Origin of the sequence: Nitrospira sp. (assembly GCA_024760525.1) — a bacterium.
Taxonomy (GTDB): domain Bacteria; phylum Nitrospirota; class Nitrospiria; order Nitrospirales; family Nitrospiraceae; genus Nitrospira_D.
Genome location: CP060499.1, coordinates 4,084,632 through 4,100,095, shown reverse-complemented (window position 1 = coordinate 4,100,095; position 15,464 = coordinate 4,084,632). Strand labels below are relative to the sequence as shown.

At 56.9% G+C, this 15,464-nt stretch carries 16 protein-coding genes; 7 read left to right on the top strand and 9 right to left on the bottom strand.

Features of this window, described 5'->3' with window-relative positions:
• The first annotated feature begins 2 nt into the window (after window positions 1-2).
• The 3 genes from H8K04_19245 to H8K04_19235 all read left to right on the top strand — a co-directional run bounded on the left by H8K04_19245 (window position 3) and on the right by H8K04_19235 (window position 2,857).
• Window positions 3-1,634, top strand: coding sequence for a response regulator (locus H8K04_19245; protein UVT15903.1), 1,632 nt, complete (start codon window positions 3-5; stop codon window positions 1,632-1,634).
• A 108-nt stretch (window positions 1,635-1,742) separates the two neighbouring features.
• Window positions 1,743-2,540, top strand: coding sequence for a phosphodiester glycosidase family protein (locus tag H8K04_19240; GenBank protein UVT15902.1), 798 nt, complete (start codon window positions 1,743-1,745; stop codon window positions 2,538-2,540).
• Window positions 2,540-2,857, top strand: coding sequence for a hypothetical protein (locus tag H8K04_19235; protein ID UVT15901.1), 318 nt, complete (start codon window positions 2,540-2,542; stop codon window positions 2,855-2,857). The genes H8K04_19240 and H8K04_19235 overlap by 1 nt, the downstream gene beginning before the upstream one ends.
• 36 nt (window positions 2,858-2,893) lie before the next feature.
• On the opposite strand, the gene pyrE is transcribed toward H8K04_19235, so the two are convergent.
• The 8 genes from pyrE to H8K04_19195 form a co-directional block, all read right to left on the bottom strand.
• On the bottom strand, window positions 2,894-3,469 hold the full coding sequence (gene pyrE, locus H8K04_19230) for an orotate phosphoribosyltransferase (protein ID UVT15900.1): 576 nt from the start codon (window positions 3,467-3,469) through the stop codon (window positions 2,894-2,896).
• Window positions 3,470-3,567: 98 nt separating this feature from the next.
• On the bottom strand, window positions 3,568-4,077 hold the full coding sequence (locus tag H8K04_19225) for a CbiX/SirB N-terminal domain-containing protein (protein ID UVT15899.1): 510 nt from the start codon (window positions 4,075-4,077) through the stop codon (window positions 3,568-3,570).
• 8 nt (window positions 4,078-4,085) lie between these two features.
• Window positions 4,086-5,039 carry a DUF523 and DUF1722 domain-containing protein gene (locus tag H8K04_19220; protein UVT15898.1) on the bottom strand — a complete coding sequence of 318 codons (954 nt, stop codon included), beginning with the start codon at window positions 5,037-5,039 and terminating at the stop codon, window positions 4,086-4,088.
• Window positions 5,036-6,481 carry a deoxyribodipyrimidine photo-lyase gene (locus H8K04_19215; protein UVT15897.1) on the bottom strand — a complete coding sequence of 482 codons (1,446 nt, stop codon included), beginning with the start codon at window positions 6,479-6,481 and terminating at the stop codon, window positions 5,036-5,038. The genes H8K04_19220 and H8K04_19215 overlap by 4 nt, the downstream gene beginning before the upstream one ends.
• Before the next feature lie 167 nt (window positions 6,482-6,648).
• Window positions 6,649-7,563 (bottom strand): TIGR01777 family protein, encoded by a 915-nt coding sequence (locus H8K04_19210; GenBank protein ID UVT15896.1) that lies wholly within the window; start codon window positions 7,561-7,563, stop codon window positions 6,649-6,651.
• Between the two features lie 316 nt (window positions 7,564-7,879).
• Window positions 7,880-8,722, bottom strand: a complete 843-nt coding sequence (locus H8K04_19205) for an SUMF1/EgtB/PvdO family nonheme iron enzyme (GenBank protein UVT15895.1) — start codon at window positions 8,720-8,722, stop codon at window positions 7,880-7,882.
• Window positions 8,719-9,087, bottom strand: a complete 369-nt coding sequence (locus tag H8K04_19200; GenBank protein ID UVT15894.1) for a hypothetical protein — start codon at window positions 9,085-9,087, stop codon at window positions 8,719-8,721. Before H8K04_19200 ends, H8K04_19205 begins: the two co-directional genes overlap by 4 nt.
• A 79-nt stretch (window positions 9,088-9,166) precedes the next feature.
• Window positions 9,167-10,108, bottom strand: coding sequence for an SUMF1/EgtB/PvdO family nonheme iron enzyme (locus H8K04_19195; GenBank protein ID UVT18047.1), 942 nt, complete (start codon window positions 10,106-10,108; stop codon window positions 9,167-9,169).
• 513 nt (window positions 10,109-10,621) lie between these two features.
• Here H8K04_19195 and H8K04_19190 point away from each other — a divergent pair.
• A complete protein-coding gene (locus H8K04_19190; GenBank protein UVT15893.1) occupies window positions 10,622-11,539 on the top strand; it encodes a cobalamin B12-binding domain-containing protein in 918 nt (305 codons plus the stop codon).
• 136 nt (window positions 11,540-11,675) lie between these two features.
• On the opposite strand, the gene H8K04_19185 is transcribed toward H8K04_19190, so the two are convergent.
• Window positions 11,676-12,236, bottom strand: coding sequence for a DUF1566 domain-containing protein (locus H8K04_19185; protein UVT15892.1), 561 nt, complete (start codon window positions 12,234-12,236; stop codon window positions 11,676-11,678).
• Between the two features lie 427 nt (window positions 12,237-12,663).
• On the opposite strand from H8K04_19185, the gene H8K04_19180 reads away from it, so the two are divergent.
• The 3 genes from H8K04_19180 (at window position 12,664) to H8K04_19170 (ending at window position 15,440) form a co-directional block, all read left to right on the top strand.
• Complete coding sequence (locus H8K04_19180; GenBank protein ID UVT15891.1) at window positions 12,664-13,473, top strand: methane monooxygenase/ammonia monooxygenase subunit C; 810 nt, start codon at window positions 12,664-12,666, stop codon at window positions 13,471-13,473.
• 213 nt (window positions 13,474-13,686) lie between these two features.
• A complete protein-coding gene (locus H8K04_19175; GenBank protein ID UVT15890.1) occupies window positions 13,687-14,070 on the top strand; it encodes a hypothetical protein in 384 nt (127 codons plus the stop codon).
• A gap of 161 nt (window positions 14,071-14,231) precedes the next feature.
• Window positions 14,232-15,440 (top strand): NAD(P)/FAD-dependent oxidoreductase, encoded by a 1,209-nt coding sequence (locus H8K04_19170; GenBank protein ID UVT15889.1) that lies wholly within the window; start codon window positions 14,232-14,234, stop codon window positions 15,438-15,440.
• Window positions 15,441-15,464: the final 24 nt, after the last annotated feature.

The following is a 15,464-nucleotide window of genomic DNA, read 5'->3' as shown; positions in this document are numbered from 1 at the left end:
CAATGATGACTCCGCTGCGGGTAATCCATCTTGAGGCCAATCGTCACGATAGTGATCGTATAGGGACGATGTTGACCGATGGTGGCATTGCGTGCGTGCTGGACCGCGTAGATACTCGCCGCGCGTTCAAATCAGCCCTCAGCGAAGGGCAGACCGATCTCATCTTGGCTGAATTCGCCGTTCCCGGGCTTGACGGGAGGGCCTCACTGGCGTTGGCCAAAAAGGTGGCCCCTGATGTCCCGTTCATCTTCGTTTCGTCCACGCTTGGCGAGCAACCGGATATTGAGGAGCTGCATCGCGGCGCGACGGATTGTATTCCCAAAGAAGAACTCCATCGCCTTCTTCCCTCGGTGCGGCGCGTCGTGCGTGAACGAGAGGAGCGAGCGGCGAGAAAGCGCGCGGAAGAGGCCCTCTTACAGAGCGAAGCACAACTTCGACAGATGCAGAAGCTGGAGGCAGTCGGCCGTCTGGCGGGAGGACTCGCTCACGATTTCAATAACTTGCTGACCGTTATCATAGGGCATAGCCAGATCCTGCTCAACGAGATGAGCCAGAACCATCCACTGAGGAACAGGGTTGAAGAAATGCAGAAGGCGGGCGATCGTGCGAGGGTTCTCATTCGCCAGTTGCTCACCTTCAGCGGGAAACAACCTTCTGAGGCGAGGATTCTCAACCTGAACACCATCCTCTCGGATTTTGAGACGATGCTTCGGCGGCTGATCGGAGAGGATATCCAGCTGAAGTTGAAACCGAGCCGGGACGATCTTCGAGTGAAGGCCGAGCCTGCCGCCCTTGAGCAAATTGTGATGAACCTGGTCGTCAACGCTCGGGACGCGATGCCGACAGGCGGAAAACTCACGATTGACACCGCTTCGGTCGAGCTCAAGCACACGCCGACCTACCACGCGCGACCGGTACTCCCCGGAGAGTACGTCAGACTTGCGGTATCCGATACCGGGTGCGGAATGACTCCTGAAGTGCAGGCGCATATTTTCAAGCCATTCTTTACGACCAAGGAAGAAGGAAAGGGAACGGGGCTTGGGCTGTCGACGGTGTTCGGCATCGTCACTCAGAGCGGTGGAGGATTGGATGTGACCAGCAAGATCGGAGAGGGGACGCGGTTCGATGTCTACCTCCCGCGTGTCATGACCGAGGTGGAGACTCCAACGGGCGAGCATGCAGCATTCCACTCGATGGGCGGTCGTGAAACCATTCTCCTTGTCGAGGATGATGAAAGTGTGCGCGTACTGATTCGTGATGAGCTTCGCAAGCTGGGGTATCGAATCGTCGAAGCGAGAAACGGTATTGAGGCGTGTCTCGTGGCCACACCCTACATCGGGAAGCTCAAGCTGTTACTCACAGATATTGTCATGCCGGGGATGAGCGGGACGGAACTTGCCAGGCATCTTCGCGTGATCAAGCCGGAACTGAAGCTTCTCTTCATATCCGGATATACGGATGATGTCGGTATCGGTGCCGGTGATACTGCCAGCGCGTATTTGCAAAAGCCGTTCACGCCGGAGGCCTTAGCCGGAAAAGTTCGCGAGCTTCTCGACCTTGTGCCAACCGAGCGGACGAAAGTCGATCAACAACCGGAGACGATTGAGCAGCCATCACTCCCAGAACGATCGTGAACCATGAGCCGTCGATACCTGCATGCCCTCCACCGTTGGGTCTCCGCAGGGCCCATGATCGATCGATGCCGTCGATCATATGGAAACACACATGGGGTGAGCTGCGTCGTGTTAACTGTCTTTCTGCTGCCCGGTCTGAGCCTAGCGCAGAATATTTCGTGGGAGCGCCTGTCTGAGGGCCTCACGGTCTCGGTGTGGAAGCCAGGGGACTCTTGTCCTACCGTGCCGACCATGCTGGTTGTGGATATGGACCCGGAACGTGCGCGCTTCTCGATCCACTATTATGCACAGGAGGGACTTTCACATCCTCTCACGATCGAGGAATGGCAAAAGCGCACTGGCCATCATGTGGTGTTCAACGCAGGGTTGTTCCGTGAAAACTTCACCTATCTCGGTCTGCTTTATAAAGATGGCCGCTCCTTGGGAAGCCGGCGTCACGCGCAGTGGCAAGGCTTGTTTGTGGCAGAACCGTCCATGACTGGAGTGAAAAAAGCCCGAGTCCTTGATTTGGAATCGGACAGCTTCGACGAGGATCAACCGCCTTACCGGGAAGCCGCACAGGCCCTGATGCTTCTCGATCAATCCGGGAAGATCCGTGTCCGCGAGACCGGGAAACATGCCTATCAGACGATCGTAGCCGAGGCCGAGAATGGGCACATTCTCATCTTCAAGAGTCTGGGGGTGGTCCCCCTGTACGATTTGGGTCGGTGCTTCAAGGACGGGTTTCCGGCTGTGCGCCAGGCTATGGCGATGGATGGAGGGTCCTCATCCGATGTGCGCATTTTGGAGTCGCTGTGGCAGAAAGACTTGCCTATACTGGGACATGCTTCATGGAAAAGCTTGTTCAGCGGGACCGCGGGTACTCATATTCCGTTGCCCACCGTGATCGGGGTGAGTTCAAGGTAATGATCAATCCTTGGCCCATAGCCGCAGCGGCAATGGCCTGTCTGATTCTTGGAGGCTGTGCCGACGGGGCGAAGATCGTTCAGGAACACGACATGGGCGGGGTCGTCATCTATCCGTTCAAAGATGGTCAGGGCCACATGCTTTCGTCGTTTCGCAAAGATGCCCTCGACCTCATGAAGCAAAAATGCAACGGCAAGCCCTACAGTGTCGTTCGCGAAGGAGAAGCAAAAGGACGGACTCGGGTCGTGAGTCCCCTTGATGGAGCGCAGGAACTTGTGGAGGAGCGGCGATGGGGGATTCAGTTCGAGTGCAGATGAATGGGCGCGTAACGTCGTGTCGTCCGGCCGGTCATATCAGGGGCTTTTCATGGCTCGCATGAGATCCTGAATGGTCAGAAGACTCAAGATCCGAACCCCCTCTCTTTCCAGTCGTGTTTTTCCGTCCTGTTCTTGGCGATCCACGATCACCAGCGCATGATCCACTTTGAGGTGGGCTTCCCGCGCGACGCCTGTCGCCTTCAGCAGCGACCCACCGCTCGTGAGCACGTCATCGACTATCAACGCTCGATCGCCAGGATGGATGCTGCCCTCAATCAGTCTGCCCAATCCATGGTCTTTGGCCTGTTTTCGTACGACGAACGTCCTCCAGACGCGCTGACGAGAGGCGGCATAGGCAAAATCCGAAATGGTCGCGGAGAGAGCGATGGCTCCAAGTTCGAGGCCACCCAGACAGTCAAACTCCACTTCAGCGAGAGTCTCAGAGGCGAGTTCTCCCACCAGCCGGCGAGCCCCCGGATGTGCCATGAGCGTACGACAATCGACGTAGAATGGGCTCATTTCACCCGATGCGAGCTTAAATCCGTTCTCGCGATCCCATTTAAAAGATTGGGTCTCGTGGAAGGCTTTCGCCAATTGCTCCCGAAGTGTCACCGGTCCTCCTCCTTCGTATGGCAGTCGATAGGCGCCGGCATTCTACACCGCTTACCCGGCTCATGGCATGCCTTTTCACAGCTTTCCATGGGACGTGCTTAGGAGTAACGTCGAATCTGTTCCGCCAAGGTGGTCGCGACCAGTTGAAGATCGTATGGCCAGGCATAACGCAGCTCGACTCCAGGGTACTGTGGGCGTAAATGATCGAGAATTTCAGGAATCTCGACTTCCGAATGTGAACCTCCTGGGGTGAACATGGTGGTCGCCACGGTAATGTGAGTCGCGCCCTGCTTAATCAGCGACTCGATCGATTCCTCCAACGTCGGCGCACAAAACTCGTTATAGGCCACGGCAAACAGCGCGTCGTCGAGCTGGGGTCGAAGGCGTGCGGCAACGGTCTCGAGACCTGCTTGATACGGGTCCGTTTCTGCGGTCCTATGCCAACGCCGGATCTTCGTGTCCAATTCGAGCTCTTCCTGGGATGGCGGTTGTTTGGCGGCGCGCCGTTGGGCTTCCAGCCGCTTCAGTCTGGTCACCAATTCCTGTGGACAATCCTTCGGGATGCCGCCATGACCCACCAGAACCACCCCTCGCTTGTCTGTCGTCATGAACCCTCCTATGCGTGATTTCGCAGCATCAGTTCCTTCGGGTGTGGATGGAGATACACTTGATCACGGATGTAGCTCACGTCGAACACCCGGACATAGTGATGAATCAGTGTGAGCGGGACGATCAAGGGAGTAAGCCCTCGATGATAGTCGTCGATCACGCCTAACAGCTCGGCCTTTTCATGCGTCGTCAGTCGACTCTTGAAGTATCCCACAATGTGGTGCAGCACATTCACATGCTTGCGGACCGTCGCTTTCACGGTGAGAGCCTTCATGAAAAGGTCCCCGTACTTCACCGTCAATTCCTTGGGCCGATATCGTTCCGCTTGTCCGACCAGCCGGCCCATGGTCTCATAATGCTGTTGGCTATGGGACAGGAGCAGGTACTTGTGGATCGTATGGAAGCGTACCAGCGCCTGTCGCGTGAGCCCGTTCTGCATCAGATCTTGGAATCGGCGATAGCAGAACACCCGCTCGATGAAGTTCTCCCGCAAGGCAGGATCGCAGAGCCGACCTTCCTCCTCGACGGGAATCAACGGGAACGTTTCCATAAAGGCACCCGCGAAGATCCCTGATCTGCCGTGACTCGGCATCCCTTGGACGGTATACACGCGCACCCGCTCGACGCCGCAACTGGGCGAGCCCTTCTTGAAGACAAACCCGGAGAGATCGAGTCGCTCGAGGGAGTCGAGACGCGCAGGAATGATGGCCTTCATCGACTCGGTGTGATCGCGCTTGCTGGTGATCGTCATCAGCCGAGGATGATGCGGATTGCCCACCAACCGCATGGCTTCCCGCGGGGTGCCGAATCCCGCCTCGACCTCAGGACAGACGGGCACCCATTCAACGTAGCGGCCCAAAACTTTCGTGAGAAAGTGATCGCGCTTGTGGCCGCCATCAAAGCGAACTTCATCACCGAGGAGGCAGCGACTGATGCCCAGACGGATCGGTGAAGCGATCATAGTGTCGCCTGACTCTTGCCCAACTCTACATATTCCTGGCGAGCTTGACGGTGATCAACGACGGGAGATGGATACTCAATCGCGATGTGACAGCCATAGCGGTCTTGCTCGTCACAAGACATCAGATGCGGCTCATGGATCCTGTTCGCCGGCACCTTGGCGAGTTCGGGTATGTAGAGGCGAAGATACGCACCGTCCGGATCGAACTTCTTGCTCTGGAGCGCAGGGTTAAACACGCGATAACCCCGCATGCTGTCGGTGCCGGTCGAGGCACACCACTGCCAGTTCCCGTTGTTGGCTGCCAGATCCGCGTCGAGCAGGTGGTTCATGAAGTACCGCTCACCGCTTTGCCAGTCGATTCGAAGATCCTTGATCAAGAAGGAGGCCACGATCATCCGCACACGGTTGTGCATCCAACCTGTCCGGTTCAGCTGCCGCATGCCCGCATCCACAATAGGATAACCGGTTCGCCCGGCGCACCAGGCTTCCCAGAGCGCGTCACGTTCCGGACCAGGCTCACGCGGCGGCGGCACGGACACAGTGCGGAATGGTCCCGCGGCCACATGAGGGAATGACTCTAAGACTTGCTGGAAGAATTCACGCCAAATGAGTTCATCGATCCACGTGACGATGTCGGGACGGGACCGGTGCCCACCTGTGGCCAGCTTTGCCAAGGCCGCGTGAATGGCCACCCGAGGTGAGAGTGTTCCGAAACGAAAATGGGGAGACAGTTTCGAGCTTCCGTCAATTCCGGGGAGATTTCGTCCATCCGCGTACTGGAGGATCGGGCCGTCAAGAAAACTCCGCAATCGTCTGCGGGCGTTGTGTTCGCCTGGTTCAATCCAGGGTGTGAGGGTCTCGTATCCTAAGTCGCGCGGTGAAGGAAGTTTGGGGATGGAGGGTGATGAAACCGGTTTCGCTCGTCCGGTCATTTTCGGAACCGGTAATATGGCCGGCTTACAAGCCTGCCACGTTGTCCACCAACGAGCGCGATACGCGCTATACCGTTGCAATGGATCGCCTGTGGCTCCACGAATCTCTTCGGCTTCAAATACGACATGATCCTTGAAGGTCCGTACGGACACACCCAATTGCGCCAATTGTTCTTGGACCTGCCGGTCCCTCGTCTTCGCGGATGGGTCGTAGTCGCGATTCCAATAGATGATGTCGGCCTGCCATTCGCGCGCAGCGCGAACCACCTCTTCGGCCTGTTCCCCGCGCCGCCATCGAAGAGAAATTCCCAATTCTGCCAACGAAGATCCAAGATGCTCTACACATCCGAGCATGAAGTTCACACAGGCTGACCCGAACTCATGCGACTGCAGCAGCGGCTCATCGAACACGAAGAGCGGAATGACCTCGTCGCATTCTTTGCAGGCTGCCGTCAGGGCCGGCTGATCGTGCAATCGAAGGTCGCGTCTGAACCAGACGATCCCGCGCATCTGCTCTCCTCCTACCTCGAATCGCTAACGTGCCCGACTGTTACGACTATCCGAGACTGACCAATCCAAGTAGACATAGTCCCGCCACGGCTAGAAAGCCTGCCATCAAGCCCGCGGCAACATAACCAGGGATGGCGGACATTCTCATGAGCCCAACTCTTTCCGGGCTACGGTGTGAGCGCTGCTCGCAAAGCCGGTTCCAGCGCCGGATACTGAAATGCGTAACCTCCCGCGATCGCCTTTGCAGGGATCACGCGCTGGCCGGTTGTCATCAGTGACCCCAGTTCACCAAGCAGGATGTTCAGGGCAATGCCTGGAACGGGAAGCCATGACGGACGGTGAAGCACTCGCCCCAGGACCTCACAGAACGTATTCATCGTGACAGGCTCCGGGGCCACGGCATTGAGCGGGCCGGAAAGAGTTGCCGTCGAGAGCGCCCATTGGATCAGACCGATGTGGTCACGCCGGTGGATCCAGGAGACCCATTGGCTGCCCGGCATGATCGGACCGCCTGCAAAGAGTCGAAAGGGCAACAGCATCTTAGGCAACGCTCCACCATCTCGTTCGAGCACCATTCCGGTTCGTAAGAGGACGACCCGCGTCCCGAATTCCGCAGCCCGAAGGGCCTCCGCTTCCCATGCGAGGCACAGATCGGCTAAGAACCCCGGACCGCGTGCGGCCCCCTCGTCAAGACATCGATCGTCGCTGGCCCCGTAATAACCGATGCCGGACGCGCTGATGAATGTGGCAGGCCGAGCAGAACGCTGTGAAAGGGCTCTGACCAGTAAGCGAGTGGTGAGCACGCGACTATCGGTGATCAGTTGCTTGCGAGCATCCGTCCACCGTGCCTCGGCAATGGGTGCACCGGCGAGGTTGATGACAGCATCTGCTCCTTCAAGAGCCTGCTCCCAAGGTCCTGCGTCTCGTGAGTTCCACGGGACTTGGCTCACGCTCCTCCCAGGCTGGTTAAAGACCTGCCCAGCATTTCTCGTGAGGATGCTGACTCTGTGGCCTGCATGGAGTAGCGTTGTGCATAGTGCCCGGCCAATGAATCCAGTTGCTCCGGCTACTACGATATTCATAGGTCCATCCCCGGCATTGCCGCTGACAAGGCCACGTCAATCGTGCGCATGTATTCGGATTCTATCGTAACGTAGGTTTGTTGAGCCATGTGAGACAACTCATCTGTTGCGCCAGCGAGTCTTTTCCCGAACCATGAAGTCCCCTGTTGCGGTCCACCGAGGTGACAGGTCCCCCTCATGAAAGAGAGACCTGTCTGCCTCAGCGGGTGACGCCGTGCGGAGTTCCGGCGTCACCTTGACCGAACCGGAAACCAGCCTCCACCAGTGTTGCTTGGTGATTCCATTCCAGCACAGCATGATAACCTTTCTCCAATATCTAGTGAGTCGTTCTCTCGGGATTGCAAGCGCACCGAAACCCAGTGCCATGGGTTTGCAAGGCGAACCCGCCACGACCCCGTGCCGATGTGGTGATGTCGGTTATCGGACTATGCCAGGAGCCGCCTCGAATGGAACGAACCACTCCTTTCTTGTCGGGACCTTGCGGGTTCCGATTGGGCGCGTGTTTGTAATACTCCGAGTCATACCAATCGGAGACCCACTCTCTGACATTGCCCGCCATGTCCTTCACCCCATAGGGGGAATCTCCCCCGGGCAAAGAGCCGACAACATGGAGGGTGTGCTCATCCTCCCATTCACGATCGAAGTTCGCGTGTTTCCCAGTCGGCGGCTCATTACCCCATGGATACAGCCGGCCATCGATCCCGCGAGCGGCTTTTTCCCATTCTGCTTCGGTCGGCAACCGTTTCTTGGCCCAGGCGCAATAGGATTTGGCGTCGTACCAGGTCGTTTGCACCACGGGCAGTTCCTCAATGCCTTTGATGGCCTGCAACGTGCCGGTACCATAAGGATTAGGTGGAGGTCGGTGGCCCGTTGCCTTGACAAATTTCAGATACCGCGCGTTCGTCACTTCGAGCTGATCGATGAGGAATGTGTCCAAGTATACGGACCGTTGAGGCCACTCGTCGGCTCGCCCTTCTCTTTCCGAAGAGCCCATTAAGAATTCACCGGCTGGAATTGTGACCATCGGAACGGGGTCAATGTCTTTCACCGAGGTCAGCGATTCGGCGGCGAGCGGCTGCGAGAGCAACAATAGCGTGACAACTGCCAAGGTCGCTATTTCAGTGAGTCGCCCTGAGCTCCGCCACCAATGAGTCGTCATCTCTTCGATTCCTTGCTACCTTCAATGGCGTGGGTGGTGTGGAATCTGACTTGCTCGATGAGGTGCTCGACTTGGCGTTGATCTCCGTATTCAGCGGCCTCTTGGGCCTGAGTAATGAGAACTCGGGCATCGTGCAAATGTTCTTCGATCTCGGCCTGCAGTCGCGGAGTGGCCACCGTACCGCCTAACGCTGCTCGGTGATACACCTCCCAGGCATGATCGACATCGTGTTCAGCTTCGTGGACGGCTATCACGCTTTCCCGGTGTGGATGGTCGGCCGGCTCAAGTGGACCGGCCGACAAGTCTGGAGCTCCGGTCAAGGCGATGAGAATGATCCCAGCATAGGGAGAATTGCGGAGTTTCATGGGCGCGTCTCCATCCCAAGCGATCGGGTTACCGGAGTGCTAAGAGCCTCACCATAGGAGTTCTCAACACATGAGCGGATTACTTCGTGATGTTCATGCTTTTCCGGATCACATCTCGGGTTGCGAGATACTCTATGTTCCCAGGGTCTGCGGCCAGCGCTTTCTCAATCGACGTGAGTGCATCGGCGTTCTTTTCAGCGCCCATTGCGACTAGCGCCTGAATGAATGCCTCGCGGCCTGCTTGCGCGGCTTCGTCGGACACCGTCTGGGCCGACTTTGCGCAACGGAATCCAAGGCCGACGCCGTAGGAGTTATTGTCCGGCTGATTCCAGAATCGGTGACTCGTATGCAGTGAGGTTTCCGGCGCGAGCCAGGAGCCTCCCCTGAGCACCTTGACGGGACCTTGATTGGCGAAGTTGTAACCCTGATCAGCACCCTTCGGATTCAGTGCGACGCTACGCTTGTAGTACGAGGGTTCATACCAATCCTCTACCCACTCAAACACGTTGCCGGCCATGTTGTAGACCCCGTAGCCGCTGATCCCATCTGAATACGAATCCACAGGCATGGTGCGGCCGACGTTTTGACCATAGTTGGCTTTCTTTGGATCAATCGTGTGGCCCCATGGATAATGTCTATCCCCTTCAGGGCCTTTGGCCGCTCGCTCCCACTCTGCTTCTGTTGGAAGGCGTTTGCCGTCCCATTTGCAGAATGCGCTTGCATCAGTCCAGCTCACACCGACAACCGGATGGTTGGGCTTATTGAGTCGCGGGTCGTCCCAATAGGCCGGCGCGGGATGGCTGGTGGCTTTCATGAACTCTTTGTAACGAGCATTGGATGTTTCAAACTTGTCGATCCAATAGGAATCGAGCACGACTTGATGCTTGGTTTCGTCTCCGTGCTCGTTACTCCCCATGGAGAACTCGCCTTTGGAAATGAGGACCATGTCCTTGTCCACGGCCGATGGATCTCCCGCCGCTGCGGAGATCGTTCCAGCGGTCAACAGAACGATGAATAGCATAGGGATACTGGCTTGAATTTGTGGGTGACTCCGCATGACTTCCTCCTTCGTCTTTAGGCGCCCATGAAGAGGAAACGATCTCTCATGATGTCCGTGGTGATGGTGTCAGTATGTTCGTGTGGCGATCCGAGCCGTGCAGAGGGTGGACCGCACTCGATTGCTGTTGAAGCGAACGATTCCGGAGGATGACGGAGTCGATGATCTCTCCACACTGGATACATCTTTGGGCGATGAAGGGATTCGATGCGTCCATCAGATCTTGCCAAAAGTCCCTCACCAATAGGCCTCCACACCTAGTGCAATTTGATTGGTAGGGATCTGCCGTAAGAGTGACTGCATGGTGCTCCTGCCCGTTGATTCGCTCCGACGTCTTAGTAGCCATTGAACACCTCCATGCTCTGGCACATCGTCTGTACAATGTATGTCCAACGTATAGCAGGTAGTTGTCCAATGTGTCAAGGGTTGTATATGAAAATATTTGACAAACATTGGACAAGATATAAGAATGCCAATATGAACACACACAGAATTCATAGAGTTTCGAAGCTTGTGGGGCTTTCAAGAGATGTGGTCAGGGTCTGGGAACGGCGGTATGGACTTGTCAAACCGTTGCGGAGTGCCAACCGCTATAGGGAATACACCGATGAAGATGTCGCCCTCCTTCGTTTTCTTAAGGAAGAGCTCGACCGCGGCCAAACAATCGGGGCACTCGCGGTCGAAGGGCGGGATGCACTGCTTAATCGAATGCGAATCAGTTCAACCCCGAAGCGGCAGGATCTGTCACCACATAACTCTTTGTTGGAAGAACTGATCTCGCGTCTTGATCCGCTCGACAAGACCAGGTTTGAACAGCAACTCAACGCAGCAGTGGCGGTGATTCCGTTCGAAGAAGCTGTGCAGCGCATTCTTCTTCCGTTGCAGCGCCGGATCGGAGAGCTTTGGCATGAAGGGCGGGTGACCGTTGCCGTTGAACACTATGTGACGAAAGTCATCCAGCAGAAATTGTTTGCCGTGATGAACCAGTTGCCGGTGAATGAATTCGGTCCTCGGGTGCTTGTCGCGTGTCCTGAAGGTGAATTCCACGAGATTGGCGCCCAGGCTGCGGCCTATCTTGCCGCTGCACGTGGGTGTCACGTGTATTATCTCGGTCCCAATCTTCCTATTTCAGCTCTTCAAACCTTCTGCGAACGCGTCAAGCCGGACCTGGTTCTCCTCTCCTTGACCGAAAGGCAATCTGACGAAACAACCAACAAGCTATTAGATGAGCTGAAAGGGCTTTCAGCGTCCTGGTCTGTTGCGATTGGAGGCCAGGGCGCGCGTGTGATCGAACACCTCTTAGAGAGGAGCGGAGTTCAACTTCTCGACGACCTTGCCGCACTACACAACCGCCTGGCGATTCTTCTTTCGAGGCAGCAGCGGGCTATTCGCTAAAGTCTGATCAAATCCGCATGAAGCCGTTCGATAGCTTTGAGGGAGAGTCGACGGCATGTCTTGATACCTGTGCAGTGCGAGGGTGAAAGGACGAAGCCGAAATAAGTAAATATCAGTAAGAAGAGTGATTCGGCAGCTATTCCACACCCTTAATTGGTCCGCGAACGCACCAGACTGGATACGTGTATATTTTGATGAAACTGAGCACATTGCCCAGGAATGCGTCCACGTACCTTGCATAGGATGGCTGATTCGCTTCCGGAACCACCGTCCAATAGGATGTCGGCTGGATATTTGAGAATGGATGACCCGGTGGGAGATGGGGAATGGGTGAGTCAACTGCAGGCCCCACGAGGCTACGCATTTCGGCCGGTGCAGGAAGGCGCCAGCCCTTCTGTCCCCCCGTCGCTCTTGTGACGCAAGTGGCACGAGCCTCGTTCCACGTCACGGTCGTTGGTTGTGGAGAGATCTCCCAGATGAGGCCCGTATCCTTATCAAGGACCGCGTCGTTGTTGAAGTCGGGCAGTATCACAAACCGGTGTGCCGAAGGATGTGTGTTTTGCCAGTTTTGAATGATATCAGCAATCAGCGCTTCCTTGTGGGTCGCCGGACGTGTCAGGAGCTGGTATCCCAAAAGAGCGGATGCGCCAATGATGATAAGGATGGCGAATCGAGTGACCCATTTAGGTAGCGACACGTTCCCTCAAAATCTAGACGATGGAGAGAGGTCAAACAGGTCATCCTACGCCATGGCTATGAGTGTGTAAACATGACATGCATGGCGATCGAGAAAAGGCGGCATTGATCAAGTGGCAAAGGATTGGCTGGTACCGGTCACACGCTAGGGGTACCTTATTGGCCTGGCACCAAATGGTAAGGGCATCGATATTTTTGAATTCTGGAATGAATCTGGTAATCAATGGTGAGCGTAACAGGTCGAAAAGACGAATATATTGAGGGGCGGCAAAAGACGAAATGGTGTTGAAAAGGGTTAATTGAGAGGTATAGAATGCGCAGTGCGTGAGAGAAGGAGGGTCATTTTGCTCGATGCTCGTTGATGGAGAACAAGAAAGATTATAAATAGTGGGTCTATTTCTGGGTAGCAGTGGAAGGAGGTAAGAACTATGGCAAGTGACAGAGGGTACGATATTTCGCAGTGGTATGACTCGAAGCCGGTGAAGTTGGGCTGGCTGGCGATCCTGGGGATCGGGGTGTTTTGGGTGCTGTATCAACGGGCCTTCGGGTACTCGCACGGGTTAGACTCCATGACCCCCGAGTTCGATTCGGTGTGGATGGGGCTGTGGCGCTTTAACATTTTAGCGAACGCCGTGTTCTTTGCCGTGACGATCGGGTGGATCTGGGTGACGCGGGACCGGAACCTGGCGAACCTGGACCACAAGCTGGAGCTGAAGCGGTACTTTTACTGGATGGGGTGGCTGGTGTGCTACATCTGGGGCGTGTACTACGCGGGCAGCTATACGCTGGAGCAAGATGCGGCGTGGCACCAAGTGATCATCCGGGACACGAGCTTCACGGCGAGCCACATTGTGGCGTTCTACGGGACGTTCCCGTTGTACATCACGTGCGGGGTGGCGAGCTACCTGTATGCGCAGACGCGGTTACCGTTGTACGCGCAGGCGACGTCGTTCCCGCTGGTGGCGGCGGTGGTGGGGCCGATGTTCATCCTGCCGAACGTGGGGTTGAACGAGTGGGGGCATGCGTTCTGGTTCGTCGATGAATTGTTCTCGGCCCCGTTGCACTGGGGCTTTGTGACGTTGGGGTGGTGCGGGTTGTTCGGGGCAGCGGGCGGGGTGGCGGCGCAGATCGTGAGCCGGATGTCGAATCTGGCGGACGTGATCTGGAACAATGCGCCGAAGAGCATCCTGGATCCGTTCCCCAGCCAGGTGGGCCCCGGGCACAAGACCGTGTACTAAACGGGTGACCTGAGAGCGAGTGTGTCAGGGCGCGGCCCGGAGCTCCGTTGCAGGGGTTCCGGGCCGTCGCATTTCCACCCCCTGTCGAAACGTGTCGAAACCGGGCATCGCCTCTTGCACTACATATTTCTTTCTTCTTAGAATGAATGTGTAAAAGAAGTTCAAGGAGAAGAGGTTCCGTGATCCGTATGTCGTGTAAGAAGGAGGCCTCACATGTCTGCTGAACGCACCTGTCCAACCTGCAACACTGAAAAGGCACAACGGATTAGTGATATTCTGCGGCAGACGACGTCCCCGAAAGCAGTGGAGGACGTTCCGGTCTCGTATCATCCACCAAAGGCGCCGTGGGCCTATCTCCAGGGATTTCTACTTGGCATCCCGGTCAATGCTGCTGTGATGTTGAGTCTGGCTTCTCCGCAGGGATCTGAAGCCGAGATGGCAATAGCTGATGTCGCCTCCTCTGTTGCGTTCCTGGGGGTATGGGTGGGATACGGAGCATTGAAGACTAAGAACTATACCCAGAAATTAAACGAGTGGAAGGATAAGATCGCGTCGAAATTCCTCTGCCGAAAATGTAGTCACGCATTTGAGGGCTAGGCTTTTTGTACCGTTGTTCCTCGCGTTCTAGCTTACACTCATAGAATTCGGCGCTGCACTCGTCAAGGCAAGCCTGCTCAGAACAGAGCTAGAAGGAGTCGTATAGCGACGATCAGAGCTTCAATGGTTCCCGTGGACAACCGAATAGGAGGTATCCGACCATGAAGCACATCCTGATCATCGGTGCCGGCTTCGCCGGCATGTATGCAGCCCTGTCCGCTGCGCGCCTGCGCGACGAACAAGGCGTCTCGCCCGACACTCTTGAGATTGTCGTCGTTGCGCCGGAGCCGCGGCTGGTGATCCGTCCCCGCCTCTACGAGCGTGCCCCCGAGACCATGGTGGCACCGCTCGCGGAACTGTTCAAGGCAGTCGACGTTCGATACGAACAAGGGCGGGTCGACGTCATCGACTCCTCCAGCAAGTCGGCCATCGTCGTCAAGCCCGGCGGGGTGCAGCGCTCGCTGAACTACGACTGCCTGGTGCTGGCTGCCGGCAGCCAAGGGGTCAAGCCGGACATCCCAGGCCTTGCCAAGTTCGGTTTTAGAGTCGATCAGCTCGACGACGCGATCACACTCGACCACCACCTCAACGCCTTGGCGAACCGGCCATCCTCTGCCGTCCGAGACACGGTGGTCGTCGCAGGTGGAGGCTTCACCGGTATCGAGGTGGCGACCGAAATGCCATCGCGCCTGCGCGCTATCCTCGGGCCGAAGGCTAACGTCCGTGTCATCATTGTTGACCGTAATGAAGCCATCGCGCCGGCGATGGGTCCCGATCCACGTCCGTGGATCGAGAAGGCACTGCGCGAAGCCGGCGTGGAAACCAAGCTCGGCGTGGGCGTCTCGGCGCTGAACGAGAGGGGCGTCACCTTGAGCGATGGGCAGGTCATCGAGAGCGCAACCGTGATCTGGACGGCAGGCTTTCACGCGAATCCACTCACTGCGCAAGTGCCGGCTGAACGCGATCGTTCCGGCCGACTGGTGGTTGACCGCAATCTGCGTGTTCCCGAGATGCCCGCGATCTTTGCAGCCGGTGACACGGCGAACGCGGCGACGGACGACCTGGGCCACCGCGCGCTCATGTCGTGCCAGCATGCCAACCGGCTCGGTGCCTCAGCCGGGTTCAACGCGGCGGCAGACCTCTTGGGCGTGCCGCTGCAACCATATCAGCAGAAGAACTACGTGACCTGCCTGGATCTTGGCCCGTCCGACGCCGTGTTCACCAGAGGCTGGGACAGTAAGGTCGAGCTGCGCGGCGACAAGGCCAAGACGATGAAGCGCGAGATCAACACGCAGTGGATCTATCCGCCGCGCGCCAACCGCACAGACGCCTTCAAAGCGGCCGAGTGGGCGCGGCTAGTCGACTACTAGCGCGGCGCTTCCGTGACCGTGCTG

Excerpts from the sequence above, each read along its gene's own strand:
- H8K04_19245 (UVT15903.1), top strand. The coding sequence starts at position 3 with ATGATGACTCCGCTGCGGGTAATCCATCTTGAGGCCAATCGTCACGAT.
- H8K04_19235 (UVT15901.1), top strand. The coding sequence starts at position 2,540 with ATGATCAATCCTTGGCCCATAGCCGCAGCGGCAATGGCCTGTCTGATT.
- H8K04_19225 (UVT15899.1), bottom strand. The coding sequence starts at position 4,077 with ATGACGACAGACAAGCGAGGGGTGGTTCTGGTGGGTCATGGCGGCATC.
- H8K04_19220 (UVT15898.1), bottom strand. The coding sequence starts at position 5,039 with ATGATCGCTTCACCGATCCGTCTGGGCATCAGTCGCTGCCTCCTCGGT.
- H8K04_19215 (UVT15897.1), bottom strand. The coding sequence starts at position 6,481 with ATGCGCGGGATCGTCTGGTTCAGACGCGACCTTCGATTGCACGATCAG.
- H8K04_19210 (UVT15896.1), bottom strand. The coding sequence starts at position 7,563 with ATGAATATCGTAGTAGCCGGAGCAACTGGATTCATTGGCCGGGCACTA.
- H8K04_19205 (UVT15895.1), bottom strand. The coding sequence starts at position 8,722 with ATGACGACTCATTGGTGGCGGAGCTCAGGGCGACTCACTGAAATAGCG.
- H8K04_19200 (UVT15894.1), bottom strand. The coding sequence starts at position 9,087 with ATGAAACTCCGCAATTCTCCCTATGCTGGGATCATTCTCATCGCCTTG.
- H8K04_19195 (UVT18047.1), bottom strand. The coding sequence starts at position 10,108 with ATGCTATTCATCGTTCTGTTGACCGCTGGAACGATCTCCGCAGCGGCG.
- H8K04_19190 (UVT15893.1), top strand. The coding sequence starts at position 10,622 with ATGAACACACACAGAATTCATAGAGTTTCGAAGCTTGTGGGGCTTTCA.
- H8K04_19180 (UVT15891.1), top strand. The coding sequence starts at position 12,664 with ATGGCAAGTGACAGAGGGTACGATATTTCGCAGTGGTATGACTCGAAG.
- H8K04_19175 (UVT15890.1), top strand. The coding sequence starts at position 13,687 with ATGTCTGCTGAACGCACCTGTCCAACCTGCAACACTGAAAAGGCACAA.
- H8K04_19170 (UVT15889.1), top strand. The coding sequence starts at position 14,232 with ATGAAGCACATCCTGATCATCGGTGCCGGCTTCGCCGGCATGTATGCA.